Source organism: Kitasatospora sp. NPDC087314, from assembly GCF_044744365.1.
In the GTDB taxonomy this organism is placed as follows: Bacteria; Actinomycetota; Actinomycetes; order Streptomycetales; family Streptomycetaceae; genus Kitasatospora.
On the sequence record NZ_JBIUYE010000034.1, the window covers coordinates 1 to 14,449 of the forward strand.

The 14,449-nt window shown below is 71.8% G+C and carries 16 protein-coding genes and 3 pseudogenes; 9 read left to right on the forward strand and 10 right to left on the reverse strand.

What is annotated here, in order from left to right; genetic code table 11:
- Positions 1-121 precede the first annotated feature (121 nt).
- Positions 122-459 (forward strand): annotated as a pseudogene (locus tag ACIO5E_RS39310) (IS21 family transposase); the annotation flags it as partial.
- 70 nt (positions 460-529) lie between these two features.
- Entirely contained in the window at positions 530-1,474 is a 945-nt protein-coding gene (locus ACIO5E_RS39315; protein ID WP_400677446.1) for a tyrosine-type recombinase/integrase, read from the forward strand.
- A gap of 104 nt (positions 1,475-1,578) precedes the next feature.
- Here the strand turns inward: ACIO5E_RS39315 and ACIO5E_RS39320 are convergent, their stop codons facing one another.
- A complete protein-coding gene (locus tag ACIO5E_RS39320) occupies positions 1,579-2,061 on the reverse strand; it encodes an SRPBCC family protein (RefSeq protein WP_400677448.1) in 483 nt (160 codons plus the stop codon).
- A gap of 63 nt (positions 2,062-2,124) precedes the next feature.
- On the opposite strand from ACIO5E_RS39320, the gene ACIO5E_RS39325 reads away from it, so the two are divergent.
- Positions 2,125-2,754: a TetR/AcrR family transcriptional regulator gene (locus ACIO5E_RS39325; RefSeq protein ID WP_400677451.1), complete on the forward strand. Its 630-nt coding sequence runs from the start codon at positions 2,125-2,127 to the stop codon at positions 2,752-2,754.
- A 50-nt stretch (positions 2,755-2,804) separates the two neighbouring features.
- Positions 2,805-2,948 carry an ATP-binding protein gene (locus ACIO5E_RS39330; protein ID WP_400677454.1) on the forward strand — a complete coding sequence of 48 codons (144 nt, stop codon included), beginning with the start codon at positions 2,805-2,807 and terminating at the stop codon, positions 2,946-2,948.
- Positions 2,949-3,113: 165 nt separating this feature from the next.
- Here the strand turns inward: ACIO5E_RS39330 and ACIO5E_RS39335 are convergent, their stop codons facing one another.
- Positions 3,114-3,509 carry a contact-dependent growth inhibition system immunity protein gene (locus ACIO5E_RS39335; RefSeq protein WP_400677457.1) on the reverse strand — a complete coding sequence of 132 codons (396 nt, stop codon included), beginning with the start codon at positions 3,507-3,509 and terminating at the stop codon, positions 3,114-3,116.
- A 371-nt stretch (positions 3,510-3,880) separates the two neighbouring features.
- Here ACIO5E_RS39335 and ACIO5E_RS39340 point away from each other — a divergent pair, with 371 nt between their 5' ends.
- The 4 genes and pseudogenes from ACIO5E_RS39340 (at position 3,881) to ACIO5E_RS39355 (ending at position 6,846) form a co-directional block, all read left to right on the forward strand.
- Positions 3,881-4,411, forward strand: a complete 531-nt coding sequence (locus ACIO5E_RS39340; RefSeq protein WP_400677459.1) for a hypothetical protein — start codon at positions 3,881-3,883, stop codon at positions 4,409-4,411.
- A gap of 45 nt (positions 4,412-4,456) precedes the next feature.
- A pseudogene (locus ACIO5E_RS39345) lies at positions 4,457-4,651 on the forward strand (IS5/IS1182 family transposase); the annotation flags it as partial.
- Positions 4,652-4,785: 134 nt separating this feature from the next.
- Positions 4,786-5,877 (forward strand): hypothetical protein, encoded by a 1,092-nt coding sequence (locus ACIO5E_RS39350; RefSeq protein ID WP_400677460.1) that lies wholly within the window; start codon positions 4,786-4,788, stop codon positions 5,875-5,877.
- A 108-nt stretch (positions 5,878-5,985) separates the two neighbouring features.
- The gene (locus tag ACIO5E_RS39355) at positions 5,986-6,846 is read left to right on the forward strand and encodes a DUF3592 domain-containing protein (RefSeq protein ID WP_400677463.1); all 861 of its coding nucleotides are present in this window, start codon (positions 5,986-5,988) and stop codon (positions 6,844-6,846) included.
- A 21-nt stretch (positions 6,847-6,867) separates the two neighbouring features.
- Here ACIO5E_RS39355 and ACIO5E_RS39360 read toward each other — a convergent pair whose 3' ends face one another.
- The 5 genes from ACIO5E_RS39360 to ACIO5E_RS39380 all read right to left on the reverse strand — a co-directional run bounded on the left by ACIO5E_RS39360 (position 6,868) and on the right by ACIO5E_RS39380 (position 11,757).
- Positions 6,868-8,142 (reverse strand): alpha/beta hydrolase family protein, encoded by a 1,275-nt coding sequence (locus ACIO5E_RS39360; RefSeq protein ID WP_400677465.1) that lies wholly within the window; start codon positions 8,140-8,142, stop codon positions 6,868-6,870.
- A 32-nt stretch (positions 8,143-8,174) separates the two neighbouring features.
- Complete coding sequence (locus ACIO5E_RS39365) at positions 8,175-8,780, reverse strand: hypothetical protein (protein ID WP_400677467.1); 606 nt, start codon at positions 8,778-8,780, stop codon at positions 8,175-8,177.
- A gap of 56 nt (positions 8,781-8,836) precedes the next feature.
- Positions 8,837-10,027, reverse strand: coding sequence for a GDSL-type esterase/lipase family protein (locus ACIO5E_RS39370; protein WP_400677470.1), 1,191 nt, complete (start codon positions 10,025-10,027; stop codon positions 8,837-8,839).
- Positions 10,028-10,071: 44 nt separating this feature from the next.
- Positions 10,072-10,650 carry a TetR/AcrR family transcriptional regulator gene (locus tag ACIO5E_RS39375; RefSeq protein WP_400677472.1) on the reverse strand — a complete coding sequence of 193 codons (579 nt, stop codon included), beginning with the start codon at positions 10,648-10,650 and terminating at the stop codon, positions 10,072-10,074.
- A gap of 99 nt (positions 10,651-10,749) precedes the next feature.
- On the reverse strand, positions 10,750-11,757 hold the full coding sequence (locus tag ACIO5E_RS39380; protein WP_400677474.1) for an AraC family transcriptional regulator: 1,008 nt from the start codon (positions 11,755-11,757) through the stop codon (positions 10,750-10,752).
- A gap of 149 nt (positions 11,758-11,906) precedes the next feature.
- Between ACIO5E_RS39380 and ACIO5E_RS39385 the strand changes: the two genes are divergently transcribed.
- Positions 11,907-12,401, forward strand: coding sequence for a DUF1772 domain-containing protein (locus tag ACIO5E_RS39385; RefSeq protein WP_400677476.1), 495 nt, complete (start codon positions 11,907-11,909; stop codon positions 12,399-12,401).
- A 112-nt stretch (positions 12,402-12,513) separates the two neighbouring features.
- Here the strand turns inward: ACIO5E_RS39385 and ACIO5E_RS39390 are convergent, their stop codons facing one another.
- From ACIO5E_RS39390 to ACIO5E_RS39400, 3 genes and pseudogenes are all read right to left on the reverse strand, one after another.
- Positions 12,514-13,227 (reverse strand): polysaccharide deacetylase family protein, encoded by a 714-nt coding sequence (locus ACIO5E_RS39390; protein WP_400677479.1) that lies wholly within the window; start codon positions 13,225-13,227, stop codon positions 12,514-12,516.
- A 268-nt stretch (positions 13,228-13,495) separates the two neighbouring features.
- Positions 13,496-14,095: a DUF1772 domain-containing protein gene (locus ACIO5E_RS39395; protein WP_400677481.1), complete on the reverse strand. Its 600-nt coding sequence runs from the start codon at positions 14,093-14,095 to the stop codon at positions 13,496-13,498.
- A gap of 192 nt (positions 14,096-14,287) precedes the next feature.
- Positions 14,288-14,449, reverse strand: a pseudogene (locus tag ACIO5E_RS39400) (NmrA family transcriptional regulator); the annotation flags it as partial.

Below are 14,449 nucleotides of genomic sequence, written 5' to 3' on the forward strand. Positions count from 1 at the left end.
TCGGCCTCACCCACACCGACCACACCTGGACCCTCACTCCCGCCACCACATAGCACAGGGAGGGGGCTGTCCCCAGCCGGGACAGCCCCCCTTCAGGGCAAGATCTTCAGGAGCCTTCTAGGGCACAGTGATCCACGAGTGTCTGGTCGACACCTACCGTTTCACCGGCCACTACCAGCGGGTCAAGATGTATCTGCAGGAGGCTCGGGCCGCACATCGCCGCCGAGCTCGGGCTGGGGCCGGCGGACATGGACGGACTTCACCGCCGGTTCGAGGTCTTCCCCCGCGCCCAGGCACAGGTGGACTGGGGCGACCCGCGCCCGCGCCGGCATCCCGAAGGTGTACTCCTTCCACATGGTGCTGTCCTACTCGCGGGACCCGTTCTACTGCTTCACCACGAGCATGGACCTGGCGACCTTCTGGGACTGCCACCGGCGGGCGTTCGCCCACTTCGGTGGTTATGTGGGTGACACCTCTGCCCCGAGCTCGTGTTTCCGGTCAGGATGGTCGCTCCCGTCGAGGAGCGCGGATGGCCTGGCAGCCAGAGTTGGTACGACGCGTCGATGCCGCGGGCAACACTCTGCTGGCGACCGCCTACGACTTGAAGGTCTTCTTCTCGGCGGTGCCCAAAGAGCCGGCCGACGTCGTCACAGCGGACATCTTCGCGTTCATCACCGCACAGAAGGCACCGCGCCGTGCGCCGAAGGTCGTCCGGCTGGATGACGGTGAGGCTGGGCTGTCGGCGCGGACCATGAAGCGTCGACTCGGCAGCGTCTCAGGGCTGTTCGGCTGCCTCATGACCCGCGACGACGTGGCCATTGGGCGCAATCCGGTGCCAGTGGGGCTGGCCAACCGGCGGCGGAGCGGCAATCGTGGGACACCGCTGCTACGCACGCCGGGCACTCTGCCCCGCGTTCTTGGCCCGGGTGAGGTCGAAGCGGTGCTGGGTGCGTTGAACACCGCGCGGGATCGGGCCATGGTCCTGGGCGGCCTACGCCGCTGCGAGGTGCTCGGTCTGCGGCTGGGCGACCTCTCGCCAGGCGAGCGTCGGGTTTTCATCAGCGAGGGCAAGGGCGGCCGCCAGCGCCTGATACCGATCTCCGCGCAGTTCTTCACGGCAGTCGGCGACTACCCGGACCGTGAGCGTCCCCCGGTTGACCACGACCGGCTGTTCGTGGTGCTGCGAGGGCCGACCCGCGGCGGGCCGCTGTCCGCCGCCGGCCTGGACGAGATACTCGAGGGCGTCCGGAAGCGGACGCCTGCGGCCCGGCGCGGACTACCTGGTCGCCCGGCGCCCGCGCCTAGGCATCGTGCTGGCCCACTTCGTGGCGCTGTTCGGCCGACAGCCGCACGAGCTGCCTCAAGCCGACTGGGACGAGGGACGGCGCCTACTGCTCGAAGCGGCCCGCCGCATCCCCAACCGCGGGGTGAAGGCCCTGTCGACGACGTACGGATGAACGTGCTCACTTCTTGATGTACTGATTACCGCGCTCGGGCTGTCCGCGACCCCTTGGAGTGCGCTCAGGCCTGTGTCGGCCTTCTGTGGTGTGGTCTGGACGTGACGCGCGTGTTCGGTAGTCAGCGCATGAGGCCGCGCAGCAGCCGTACGTAGCGGCTCCAGTGAGCCGGGTGGGTCACCGCACCGGAACAGGCCAGTTCGGCGCGGTCCAGGCTGTCCTCCAGGCAAGCGTCGTGGAGGGGGCGGAAGATGAGCGGCCAGGTGAGGCGTGCCGGGCCGCGGGCGGCCATGGCGAGGGTGTGGCGCAGTAGCGTGTGCTCCTCGTCGGCGGCCAGGGCGGTGTATTCGTGGAATCCGTGGAAGCCGCGCGGCCCGCTGAAGGTGAAGCGCACCCATTGCGAGGGGACGTGTGCGGTGACGGTGTAGCGGACCGGGCCGTGCCCGCCGGCCGCCCCGGCCGCCAGGGGACGGTCGAACGCCATCGGCGGCCAGCTGCCGTGCGGCCAGAGCTTGTCGTCGCTGCTCGCCAGGGTGTCTATCAGCGCTCCCACCTCGCTTCGCTTCGCGGCCAGCAGGCGCTCGTGCACGTTGTAGACGCCCATGCGTCCTCCTCGGGTTCTTTTTAGAGGTGTGTCTCTAATATTGTGGAGAGTACTCTCTAGTTCATGGCAAGACCACCCCGCTTCGATGTGCAGCAGTTCCTCGACGCCGCCGTGCGACTGGCCGCCGCAGGGGGCCCGGCCGCGGTGACGATGTCCGCGCTCGCCATGGAGGTGGGCGCCCCGAGCGGTTCGGTGTACCACCGGTTTGCCGGACGACCCGCGCTGCTCGCCGAGGTGTGGCTGCGGACGGTAGAGAGCTTCCAGGACGGCTACTTCAAGGCCCTCGAAGCAGGCGTCGACGCGCGGCAGGCGGGGTGCGCGGCGGCACGCCATGTCGTCGCCTGGAGCCGCGCCCATCCGCAGGAGGCCGCTCTCCTCCTCTACGGCGCCGAGGACTTCGGGCGCGCCGACTGGCCCGAGGAACACCTCCAGCGGGCGGACCGCGGCAACCAGCGCGTGCGCGCCTCCCTCGCCTCCCTCGCCACTGCCCTGGGTGCCGAAGGCCAGCAGGACACCGAGCGAGTCGCACTCGCCGTGGTCGACCTGCCCCTCTCACTGGTCCGCCGCCACCTCCGGGCCGGCGACCCCCTCCCCGCCCACGCCGAAAACCTTGCCGAGGAGTGCACCGCCGCACTGCTCGCCTCGCTTCCCACAGCGTCGGCGGCTGTGCCAACGGCTCCAGCCACAGGCTGAAGGACTGTCCGCGTGGCCATCGAGCGGGACGGCAGGGGCGCCTGACAATCATGCGCGACCACGTCCTCGCGGGACGCTCGTTCGCCTCGACCGACCGGCTCCTGCACCGCTGCACCACCCTGCCCATCAACGGCCAGAGCTACCGCCTACGCAGCCAGCTCTCCACCCTCGAAGGCGCCCTGGCCGGCATCTGACCAACCGGCGATCGCACCTCGACCGAGGCAATCCACCCGTTCGGCTCGCCCCGGATCGGCGGGCCTGGAAGGACAACCGCCTCGGCCGACGGGCGAGGCGGTCACGGGCGAACGGTTCATCGTCACCACGTGACTACGACACCAGCCCGGCCCCGGACTGCGTCATCAAGAAACCAGAGCCAGAAACCTCGCGGCCTCCTGAATCAAGGAGGGCGGCAGATCGGCCAACCCCGAAACGACCACGCCGAGCTTCCGGGCGAGCTCGGGCCGCTGGCTCCAGACCGCTGGGCTCCCGGTCAGTACGGCGGACAGCAGGTCGCCCTCGTACATGTCGCCCTCTGCCATCGGGTCGTCCCGCAGTACTTCCGCAGCCAGCGGAAGGAGATGAGCGAGGCCGACGTCCTGTCCAATCAACAGACGCATGTCCTCGACGGTCAGCTCGCCGATGGGCCGACGCCGAAGCGCATGCACCGTCGCGACGAGACGGCTCGCGTCGGCCGACGGGGCCGGCCAGCGGTCGCGTTCAAGCTCCTCCAGGGAGCGGCCAGGGTCTACGGTCACCAGCCGATCGTCCCACGCCGCACATTCCAAACGCGGTCGGACAACGGGACACCCGGGGCGACGGCCCTGCACTGGCTGTCCCCGTAACTCACAATTTGTCAGAGATCAAGTAGCTCCGACCGAACCATGCACGTGAGCTCGTCCTTCGCTCTGTAGATGACCTCGTACCCCGACACCAGGCCGCCCGCTTCGGCACTCGGTGGACGGCACGGCTGCGGACCAAGGGCTGTCCCGTAACTGATCTCCGGGAGGGCCACCCGGGTTATGCCGACCGTCAGCCGTCAGGACGATCGAGGGGTGGCTCCAGCGGGGGATCGTGATCGTCTGTATGGCCGACGCGCTGGTCGTTGAGGTTCGGCGATGGTGGGGTCATGCCGGTCACACGTCTCGCCCTTCCGCTCGGCGACACCGAGCGCCCCGTCCCCGTCTGGGCCCTCCGGCTCGCCAAGGCCCTCCCGTTCGTCGTGCTGCCGCACTGCCTGTGGCGGCTGCCGTTCGCCGTCGACTTCCGGATGGGCCTCGTCGACCCGGCGGCCCCGGCCGCTCCCTGGTGGAGTCCGTTCTACGTCGTCGGGCTCAGTGTGCTCACCGAGGCGCTGGCTCTGCTCACCACCGGCCTGGTGAGTGGGTGGGGCGAGGTGGTGCCGCGCTGGGTGCCGTTCCTCGGCGGCCGGCGGGTGGCACCGCTCGCCGCGGTGATCCCGGCGATCCTGGGCGGCCTGGCCCTGGTGGCGATGTTCGACCTCTACCCGCTCGCCTGGGCCGGCGTCTTGCCCGAGGTCGGGTTCAGCAACGGATGGTGGACGGCCCTTTCCCGGGTGTGCATCACGCCGGCGATGCTGTGGGGACCGATCGTACTGGCCCTGGCCTGTGCTTACTACCGCCGCCGCCGACCTGCCTGATGCTTCGTCGGTCCAGACCGGACGAGCCCGGACGCCTCTGCGCACATACGGGCGTCGGAGCCGTCCTGGTCAGCCCCGTTCACCGGGCTGAGCCCGCGTGGCTTCCGCAAGCTGATCACGATGCCCCGCTACGAAGGTGCCGATACCGTACGGCCCGGCCGGCCGTGGAGCCTTCCCTTGGAGGACCGGGTGCTGCGGGTCGCGGCTTACTGGCGCACGAACCTGACGATGCGTCAACTCACCGTCGTTGTTCTGGACATGCGGCTACCCCGGCATCACCCGAGACACCCCGGAGCTCAATTACGGGACAGCCCTCAGCACAAGGAAACGCACAGGCCTATCGGCTGTCACCCCCGCCCGGCAGAATCACCCGCATGACGATCACCACGAGCGCGCCGCCGACGCGCAACACGCCCGTCGCCCTCGCCCGCAGCTTCCTGGCGGGTGGCGTGACCGGAACGACGTTGGCGGCGCTCGTCGTTGGCGTCGTCGTCGAGAGCGTGCCGCTGTTCGTCACGGGGCTGGTCCTGCCCGTGGTGTACGGCCTGCTCCTCTTCCTCGCCGGTAGGCCGCGGCGGGCCCGGGAGGCGGCCGTCGCGCCCCGGACGGCGCTCGCGATGATCGAGAGCCGCAAAGCCCTCGGAAGTGAAACCGGCGACATACCGGTGAAGTTCGATCTCACCGTCGCGCCGGACGACGCGTCGGCGTACCGCGTCGAGTTCACGCAGAGCATCAACCTCGTCGATCTCCCCGACTACCGACCGGGCGGCATCCTGGTGGTCCGTTACCCGCCGGACCAGCCGTGGCGGGTGGAGATCGTGAAGCGGCCGACACCGGAGTGGGAGGACCGGGCGGCAGCGGCCCACCTCGACTCCGCGCCCGGGCCTGCCACGGTGAGCGAGCCGCCCGAACCAGGTGTCTTCGACCTCGTCGCGCTGCTCGGCCTGCTGCTCGGTGCGGCTGCCGTGGTCCTGCTGTTCCGCGTGGAGCTGTTCGAGCAGGAGACCACCGCCGCGCCGTCCTCGTCCTCGACGACGTCGGTCTCCTCGACGTGGTCCTCCACGGTCGAGTCCTCGCTGTCCGGCACGGTCTCCCTCGGCGCCGGCCAGTCCTTCCTCGACGACGGCGAGTTGCGCCGTACCGTCAACTCACTTACCGCGGGCAAGGATCCGCGCCAGGCGATCACCATGGTGGTGCAGGAGCGCCTGCTGTCGGTCGTGTTCTCCCCGGCCGGTGTGCCGGCCCCGCAGTTCGATCCGCTGTCGCTGCCGTACGAGCGCTTCCCGGCCCTGGTCAAGGAGGCCAGGACCACCCTCGGTGTCCACGCCCCGCAGACCTGGCAGATCACCACCGACGGTCTCACCGGCTCCCTCACCATCAAGGTCGGTGTGACCGGGGCCGAGGGCACTGCCTCGCTGGAGGCGGACGGGCAGGGCCAGGTGGTACGGCGCACCCCGGCACGCTGACCCCCGGGCCCGGTCGCAGGGTGCCAAGACAGCGGAGGACATCTGCCGCTCCGCACCGGTGCGAGGGTCCCCGACAGACCGTCCCCGAAGGTGGCAGGAGGAAGGCGCATGGGCTGGAACGAGTTTCTGACGCTGTGGTGCGGGGTGTTCGGCGCGATGGCGCTGCTCGGGTTCGGGCGGTCGCTGGCCGGGGTGACCCGGGGCCAGCGGATGGTCCGGGTCATGGGGCGGATCGAGCGGGTGCGGGAACCCCGGCACGACGGTTCCCTGAGCGACGGGATACCGGTGGTCGTCTCCTTCCGTGACCCGTCCACCGGGCAGGAGTTCACCGTGACGAACGACGGTGACTGCGGTGACCTGGTCACCACGGCCTGGACGGGTCGGGAGATCGGGGTTCGCTACCCGCCCGGGAGACCTCATGCCTTCACGTTCGCCGACGACCTCCAGGACGGCCGACGCGGGCTCGGCTGGCCGAGCTTCGCGGTCCTCCTGGTCTACCTCGGGCTGGTGGTCCTCGCCGCGATCGACTGGGACTGGCCGTGGGCGCTGCTCGGCGTCGGCGGGCCGCTCGCCGTCGCCATCGCGTGCGCTCTGCCCCGGGACACACGCCGCAGGAGGCGCCATCTCGACCGGCTGGCCTCCGTGGCACCCGTCCAGGGCCGTGTCATCGCCGTCGTCAAGAACGTCCAAACCGACGAGGACGGCTACACGTTCGTCAACCGGTCACCGGTCGTCGCCTTCACCACCCACGAGGGCACCGCCGTCCTCGCCTACTGCGACTCGGGGCTGCTGGACCCGGCCAACTCGCGCGGCCGGGACGTCACGATCCACTACGCGCCCGACGACCCGGGCGTCTTCACCCCGGACCTCGCCGCCGAACGCCGGACCCGGAGGACGGACCTCACCTGCTCCGTCGTGGTCCTCCTGGTCGCAGTGGCGGCGGTCGTCGTGGGAGCGGTCATGGTGTGACGCTCGATGCACCGGCCAGGCCTACGGTCGCGCCAGCCAGGTCGCGATCTCGTCGATCGCCGCCGGCGCGACGTGCCCCGGTCGCGCGTAGTCGGCCGGGGTGGCGGGACCGGTGCCGGCGCAGAACTGGTGATCGGCGTCCTCGTGCACCCGGATCGTCACCTCGGTCCGATCGGCGAAAGCGGCCTGCCAACGTGTCAGGTCGTCCGCGACGGTGACCTGGTAGTCCCGCCCGCCCTGGAGTATCAGCATCGGTCGGCCGAGTCCGGCCGCGGTGGCCACCGGGTCGTACGCCCGCAGGTCGAGCCAGTAGGCGGCGGAGAACCCGAGCGGCAGCAGCTCCGACGGCGTGTCGGCCGTGAGCTCGGGGCCGGCCACCAACGCGGCCTGCCGGGCCAGTGTCGCCAGCGCCTCGTCCGTGATCGAGCCGGGGGCGAGCGCCGCAAGGTGACGGGCCACCCGGACCACCGCCTCGTGCATCGGCTGGGCGTCCGCGGCGAGCAGCACCAGGCCCGAGATCGACGGGGCGGCGGCGGCGATGCGGGGTGCCACCTTGCCGCCCATGCTGTGGCCGAGCAGGTGGATCCGGTCCGGGGCCACCTCGGGCTGCCCCTGGAGGAGGCGGACCGCGGCGAGCGCGTCCGGCAGGTACTCGTCGGCCATGGTGAAGTCCGCCGGCAGGAGCTCCGGGTGCGCGAAGGTCGCCTTGTCGAAGCGCAGCACGGCCACCTGCCGGGTGGCGAGCCCCCAGGCGAGGTCCTTGAGCGGCTTGTTGGGGCCGCTGCTGCCGTCCCGGTCGAACGCGCCGCCACCGCTGAGCAGCACGGCGGCGGGCCACGGTCCGGGGCCGACGGGAAGAGTCAGCGTGCCGGGCACCGCGAGCGGACCGGTACCGAGCACGACCTCCCGCTCGGTGAACCGGGCCGGATCCGCGTAGTGCGGCGGCTGCCACTCGGCGCCGCCGTCCCGGTCGAACCGCAGGCCGTGCAGCAGGCCGTGCAGCAGGCCGTCACCGCCGACCGACGTCACCACGGTGAAGCCGCCGTCGGCGCAGGCCACCGGGATCCGAACGCGCACCAGGTCGGCTTCTCCCGGCTCGCTCACCGGCTCCCCGATCAGCCCGACGCCACCCTGTTCTGCGATCTGCGCCGCCCACGCGAGCCGCAGCGCATCGGCGGACACCGCGGCCCGCAGGGGCGGCGCGAACAGCTCCACGGTCTCCGCGAACGCCTCCGCCCGCAGCAGCGCGGAAAAGCCCCGCGCCACCTCCAGTGTCCCCACCTCATCCATTCGCATGGGTAAGAACGCTAGAGCATGGGCTCCCCGGGTCAGTGGCCGCCCTTGGGTTCGACGCAGCCGCCGTCCAGGTACATGCCGTGCGGGCGGACGGCATGCGGTGAGGTCAGCAATCCGCTGATGCAGGGGCCGACTTCGGGGATTTCGAGGGCGAAGCCGGGGACGGCGTCGGAGGGGTGGACGTTGGTGTTCCTGGTGGGGTAGCCGAGGCCTTCGAGGACGGCGCGGAGGTCGGCCTCGCTGAGGGTGGCCGACGTGCCGCTGCGCTGGAGGGCGTCCGTGATCCGTGCCGCGTGGGCCTCGCCGCGGCAGGCGGCGTCGGCGAGGAGCGGGGCGGTCTGCTTGAAGCCGTGGTTCTCGGCGTACTTGTCGGCCCAGGTGCCGCCGTCGCCCGTGGGGTCGGCGGCGTTCGTGCTGGGCGCCGGTGTGGCGGCGATGCCCGCGCATCGCGCCGCCACCTGGGGGAAGAGCCGGTCGTGGCGGGCGAGCGCCTCGGCCCGGTCGGGTACGGGGGCCGGGCTGGACGTCGCGGTCCGGACGTGGGTGCCCGGGGCGCTCTCCGATCCGCAGCCGGCGAGCGCCATCGCCATCACTCCCGCCGTCACGCCGGCGACCACCACTCTTCTCGCGTTCCTCATCGGCCTTCCCCCCTTGATCGTTGTCCCATTGTCGCGCGCGGGCGCGGCGTTGTGGGTCAGATCGCGAAGGGGCCGGTGCTGCCGAAGGCCAGCCGGGTGAAGTGGTCGGCGATGCGGCGGTGGCCGGCCTGGTCGGGGTGCAGGTCGTCGGGGAGCGGGTGTTCGCCGTGGTCGGTCTCCCCGTAGAGCGAACGGCCGTCCAGGTAGTGCAGGTTGGGGTCGCCGTCGGCCACACGGGCGGCGACGATGCGGGCGAGTTCGGCCCGGATCACGGTGAGGGTCAGGCGGCCGGTGGCGGTGTCGGCCGGGTCGCCGGTGGCCCGGAAGCGGAGGGTCCCGGTGCTGAAGTCGGGGGCGAGGGGCCCCGGCGTGTCCTCCTGGATCGGGCAGAGGACGGACGAGACCACGAGCAGGGGCGTGGCCGGGTGGCCTTCGCGGACGGTGTCGAGGAAGCCGTGGACCGCCGGGGCGAAGGCGCGCAGGCGCATCACGTCGGCGTTGACGAGGTTGATGCCGATCTTGAGGCTGATCAGGTCGGCGGGGGCGTCGCGGATGGCGCGGGCGGTGAAGGGGTCGAGCAGGGCGCTGCCGCCGAAGCCGAGGTTGACCAGGTCGACGCCGGCGCCGGCAGCGGCCATGGCGGGCCAAGTACCGGTCGGGTGGGTGGCGTTGGAGCCGTGGCTGATCGAGCTGCCGTGGTGCAGCCAGCGCCTGCGGCCGGTGTCCGGGGCCGGGGTGACGGGGGCGTCGGTGTCGAGGGCGATGAGTTCGGTGGTCTCCGTGTGCGGGAGCCAGATCTCGACGGTCTTGTCCCGGGCGGGCAGGCCGGCGAACCGGGCGGTGCCGGGCGGGCCCTGGGTCAGCTCGACGCGGCCGGTGCTCAGGTCGATGGTGCGCAGGTTGCCGCCGGGGACCGTGGTCTGTGCGGCCAACCGGCCGTCCACGAGGAGGTCGTACACCCCGTCGGGCGGGGTGGGCACGCCCGGGTAGACCCGCTTGGTGGGGACGGTGTGCAGGTCGATCGCCGTGGCGCGGGTGCGGAAGGCCAGCCGGACGCCGGAGGGCTGGGACTCGGCCATCGCGAGCTGCTCGTCGGGGATCTGCCGACGGGCCCGGGCGGGCAGGCGGTGCGGCAGCAGGCCGCGCTCGGTGTGCTCGACGTCGAGGTGGCCGTGGACCAGGGCCTCGGTGACGGGGGTGGTGATCGGGAGGGCTGTGCGGGAGGGGGTGCTGCGCGAAGTGTTCATGGCCGTCTCGTCGGGTTCGTCAGGGAGGTCTTCGGCGGGGTTCGTCAGGCGTGCCGGGGCACGGCGCCCTGGCGCAGCAGGGCGTCGAGGGAGTCGATGATCCAGGTCCAGGACGCCTGCGGGTCGACGGCGGTGTGGCTGAAGCCGCCCGCCGCCTCCAGGCTGATGTAGCCGTGGAAGACGCTGCCGAGCATGCGGACCGCGTGGGTCTGGTCCGGTTCGGCCAGGTCGTAGCCGCGCAGGAGTGCCCGGCTCATCTGTGCGTGCCGCACGCCCGCGCTGGCGGCGGCCGTCGCGTGGTCCAGGCGCAGCCGGGTGGCGTCGTAGCGGCCCGGGTGGCGGGCGGCGTAGTCGCGGTAGGCGTCGGCGAAGGCGGCGAGGGCGTCCCGGCCGGACCGGCCCGCGAGGGCGTCGGCGACGAGGTCGGCGAGCTCTTCGAGGGCGTGCAGGGCGATGCGGGTCTTGAGGTCCTGGGAGCTCTTGACGTGCGAGTACAGGCTGGCGGTCTGGACGCCGAAGCGTCGTGCCAGCGCGGCGACCGTGACCTGGTCGAATCCGACCTCGTCCGCGAGTTCCGCACCCGCGACGACGAGGCGTTGCGTACTGAGTCCTACCCGTGCCATGAGCTTCCTCCCATCCGGCTATGGCCAGTATGGGATTACCTACATAGTTTAGGCAAATGGCAAACGGATGCACTCCGAAGGCCCTCGGAACCACCGGGCTCAGCCCGCCAGGATCACCGTGTCCGCCGGCCCGGAGAAGCCGGCCTGCTGCGCCGGGACCCCGGCGGCCGCGAGGCGGCGGTGCTCCTGCGGGCTGATGCCGCGGACCCGCTTGAAGGCCGCCGAGAGGGCGAAGGCGTTGCTGTAGCCGACCTTGCGCGCCGCGAAGGCGACGGTGCACTCGGGCTCGCGCAGCAGGTCGGCGGCGACGGCCAGGCGCCAGCCCGCCAGGTAGGCCATCGGCGGTTCGCCGACCAGCGCGGTGAAGCGGCGGGCCAGTCCCGCCCGCGACACCCCGACCTTCTGTGCGAGGTCGGCGACCGTCCAGGCGGTGGCCGGGTCATCGTGCATCAGCCGCAACACCGGCCCGACGACGGCGTCGTGCTGGGCCCGGTACCAGGCGGGGGCGCCGGAGTCGGGGGCGGCGAGCCAGGAACGCAGGACGGAGACGACCAGCAGGTCCAGGATGCGGTCCAGGACGAGCTCCTGGCCGGGTTCGTTGCGTCCTATCTCGGCGGCCAGCAGGTGCACCAGGGTGTCGTCCGCGCCGGTGCCGGCCGGGCGCACCAGCAGGGCGGGCAGGCAGCCGAGCAGGCGCTGGCCGATCTCGTGCTCGGCCTGGTAGGTGCCGGACAGGACCACCGAGGAGGCCTGATCGCCCTCCCGGCCCTGCCCCCAGGTCCGGACGCCGAGCGACATCACCTCGGAGACGTCGACCCCGCCGCGGGTGCAGACCTGTCCGGGGCCGACGATCACGTCCACCGGGGTGTCGGGGTCGTCCGCCACCGTGTACGGCTCCGGGCCGCGCACGATCGCCACGTCGCCGGGGTGCAGCAGCAGCGGGGTGCCGCGCTCGGGCAGGATCCACGCCTCTCCGCGGACCATCGTCACCACCGACAGCGGGGCCCGGTCCTCGATCCGCAGCGACCACGGCGGGGTGAGGATCGAGCGCAGCAGGAACGCGCCGCGGGCCTTGGGGCCGTCGAGGAGTCCCGTCAGAGTGTCCATGGGACCCAAGTGTAGACGGCAGGACATTATTTGACGGTTCGTCATTTGAGAGGGTCTTGAGCGATCGAGGTGGCCCGAGCGGCCCGGATGCCGGATGATCGGCGCACGGGGGACGGACCGATACGCAGAGACAGTGAGGGGCTACGAAGATGGAACTGGCACGCACACTCGTACTGGTGGCGGCCACCGTCACCTGCGGACTGACCGCCGGGCTGTTCTACGCCTACGCGTGCTCGGTCATGCCCGCCCTCGCGCGGGTCGAGGACCGCACGTTCATCGAGGTCATGCAGCGCGTCAACGTGGCGATCCTGAACGGCTGGTTCGTCCTCGGCTTCGTCGGCGCCCTCCTCAGCACCGGCGCCGCCGTCGCCCTCCACCTGCCCGACGACGGCCACCACGCACTGCCCGCCACCATCGCCGCCCTCGTGCTCTACGTCGCCGCGATCGGCGTCACCCGCTCCGTCAACATCCCGCTCAACGACGAACTCGCCGCCGCCGGCGAACCCGAGCGGGTCACCGACCCCGCCGGCGTCCGAAGCCGCTTCGAAGCCCGCTGGGTCCGCTTCAACGTGCTGCGCGCCCTGCTCTGCACCGCCGCCCTCGGCTGCCTCGCCTGGGCGCTGATCCTGCACGGCCAGGCCTGACGAAGCGGCCCGACGAAGGGGACTGACGAAGCGGCCTGCCGCAACCGACCGGCCGGGGCACGATCACGCCTCCGAACTCCCCCGACGCGAGCGGGAGTTCGAAGGCGCTCCGCTATCCGCAGAGCGTGCCGAAGGTGTACCCGCGCGCCTTGAGGGTGGAGAGGATCGTCGGCAGCGCGGCAGCCGTCTGGGCTCGGTTGCCGCCGCCGTCGTGCATCAGGACCACCGAGCCCGGGCGGACGTGGTTCAGCACCCGCGACTGGATGGCCGCCGTCCCCGGCCGGGACCAGTCGGCCGGGTCCACCGACCACAGCACCACCTGCTTGCCGAGCGCCGCCGCGCGCGAGCGCACCGCGCCGTTGACCGCGCCGTACGGCGGGCGCAGGCAGCTGGGGGTGCGACCGGTCTGGGCGCGGATCACCCTATCCGTGTCGGCCACCTGGGCGTTGAGGGAGGATCCGGAGAGCCTGCGCAGGTCCGGGTGCGACCAGGAGTGGTTCTGCACGCTGTGGCCTGCCCGGGCGACCTGACCGGTGAGCCCGGGATGGGCGGCGACGTTCTGCCCGATCTCGAAGAAGGTCGCGCGCACCCCGTAGCGGGCGAGGATCCCGAGGATCTCGGGCGTGTACGCGGGGCTGGGGCCGTCGTCGAAGGTGAGGTAGACGACCTTTCCGCCCTTGCCCGCCGCGTCCGCCCTGCCCCCCGCCGCCTCGGCCGGGGCCGCGGGCACCGCGACCGCCGCTCCGGCCAGCAGGGCGACGGCGAGTGCGCCGATCGTGGCCCTGAACCCTCCAACTGACCTGCGCCTGCCGGGATGTGCGGCCATGCCTGCCCCCTGCCCTGAGGTCGGAACTGCCCTGTACCGCCCAGTCTGCACCGAAAGGCGCTGCCTCCGCGACCGGCCGGGGGCGAATTCGGCCAGCCGCTCGGCGGGTTGACCAGCGGCGTGGTCGGGAGCCCGGGCACGCCGACCGCCCCCGGCGGGATCAACCGGAGGCGGTGCGGCAACCCCGTTGCGGGGCGAGAGGTTCAGCGCGCGAGGACCGTCCGAAGTGCAAGCGCTCAGCGCACGGACGTCCAGCGCACACGGCCGTTCAGCGCGAGGCGCGACCGTGCAGCACCAGGGACCGGGTCAGCGCGGCCAGCCCAGCCGTGCAGAGCAGTGTGCGCAGCATGTTGGTGGCCACCCAGGTGCCCTCGAACCTGGCGCGCACGCCGGCGAAGTCGGTGATCTGGGACGGGTCGCCGGCCTGCGCCAGCTGGTTGTTGAGCGGGATGTTGCCGCCCATCGTGACCATCAGCGCCACGACGTAGAGCACCGTCGCCGCGGCCGCCCACAGCGCCGCCTGCCGGCGCCCGGCCTTGTGCTGCAACCAGGCCGCCACGCCCGTCGCGACGAAGGCGCCGACGAAGACCAGGCCGAACATCCCGTTCTCGATCGACTTGTTGATGTGCTGCATCGCCGTCACGTACGTCCGGTCGTCACCGGCCGCCAGGCCCGGCATCACCGACACGTCGAAGGCGAAGAACAGGCCCGCCATCAGGCCCATCGCGATCGTCGCGCCCACGAGGACGGGCCCGGCGGCCTTGCTCCGCGCGGCGGGGGCCGCCGACGTCGGGGCGGACGGCGCGAGGCCGCTGAAGGAGGGTGGAGCGGTGTGGGAAGCAGGGGTCGCGGTCTGGTTCGAGCGCATCGGTCATCCTTCGGTTTCTCCCCGGCCCCCGCCCAGCGCGGGGGCCGTCACGGTACCGGGCACCGGCTTCCACACGCCTCCCGGATCGGCCCGGGCGGACGGTCAGGAAGCCGGCGAGGCCCGGCACCGACGATCAACGGAACTGACTGGCACGGCAGTCGGGCGGTGCCGCGGGTGGATCGGCGAGCCGGCTCACACGTTCCACACGCCCGAGGCCGCGGCCTCACGGGCGAAGTCGGCGAAGTCCCTCGGCTCACGACCCAACGCCCGCCGCACCCCGTCCCCCAACGACGCATTACGACCGTCCAGAATCACCGAGAACAACTCCGCGAAGTCCCCCGGCAACCCCGCCTC

What these genes read in the sequence shown, in the direction of transcription:
- ACIO5E_RS39320 (WP_400677448.1), bottom strand. Translation starts at nt 2,061, where the DNA reads ATGGGCGTCTACAACGTGCACGAGCGCCTGCTGGCCGCGAAGCGAAGC.
- ACIO5E_RS39395 (WP_400677481.1), bottom strand. Translation starts at nt 14,095, where the DNA reads ATGCGCTCGAACCAGACCGCGACCCCTGCTTCCCACACCGCTCCACCC.
- ACIO5E_RS39390 (WP_400677479.1), bottom strand. Translation starts at nt 13,227, where the DNA reads ATGGCCGCACATCCCGGCAGGCGCAGGTCAGTTGGAGGGTTCAGGGCC.
- ACIO5E_RS39370 (WP_400677470.1), bottom strand. Translation starts at nt 10,027, where the DNA reads ATGAACACTTCGCGCAGCACCCCCTCCCGCACAGCCCTCCCGATCACC.
- ACIO5E_RS39365 (WP_400677467.1), bottom strand. Translation starts at nt 8,780, where the DNA reads ATGAGGAACGCGAGAAGAGTGGTGGTCGCCGGCGTGACGGCGGGAGTG.
- ACIO5E_RS39315 (WP_400677446.1), top strand. Translation starts at nt 530, where the DNA reads ATGGCCTGGCAGCCAGAGTTGGTACGACGCGTCGATGCCGCGGGCAAC.
- ACIO5E_RS39350 (WP_400677460.1), top strand. Translation starts at nt 4,786, where the DNA reads ATGACGATCACCACGAGCGCGCCGCCGACGCGCAACACGCCCGTCGCC.
- ACIO5E_RS39355 (WP_400677463.1), top strand. Translation starts at nt 5,986, where the DNA reads ATGGGCTGGAACGAGTTTCTGACGCTGTGGTGCGGGGTGTTCGGCGCG.
- ACIO5E_RS39380 (WP_400677474.1), bottom strand. Translation starts at nt 11,757, where the DNA reads ATGGACACTCTGACGGGACTCCTCGACGGCCCCAAGGCCCGCGGCGCG.
- ACIO5E_RS39340 (WP_400677459.1), top strand. Translation starts at nt 3,881, where the DNA reads ATGCCGGTCACACGTCTCGCCCTTCCGCTCGGCGACACCGAGCGCCCC.
- ACIO5E_RS39375 (WP_400677472.1), bottom strand. Translation starts at nt 10,650, where the DNA reads ATGGCACGGGTAGGACTCAGTACGCAACGCCTCGTCGTCGCGGGTGCG.
- ACIO5E_RS39360 (WP_400677465.1), bottom strand. Translation starts at nt 8,142, where the DNA reads ATGCGAATGGATGAGGTGGGGACACTGGAGGTGGCGCGGGGCTTTTCC.
- ACIO5E_RS39330 (WP_400677454.1), top strand. Translation starts at nt 2,805, where the DNA reads ATGCGCGACCACGTCCTCGCGGGACGCTCGTTCGCCTCGACCGACCGG.
- ACIO5E_RS39385 (WP_400677476.1), top strand. Translation starts at nt 11,907, where the DNA reads ATGGAACTGGCACGCACACTCGTACTGGTGGCGGCCACCGTCACCTGC.
- ACIO5E_RS39325 (WP_400677451.1), top strand. Translation starts at nt 2,125, where the DNA reads ATGGCAAGACCACCCCGCTTCGATGTGCAGCAGTTCCTCGACGCCGCC.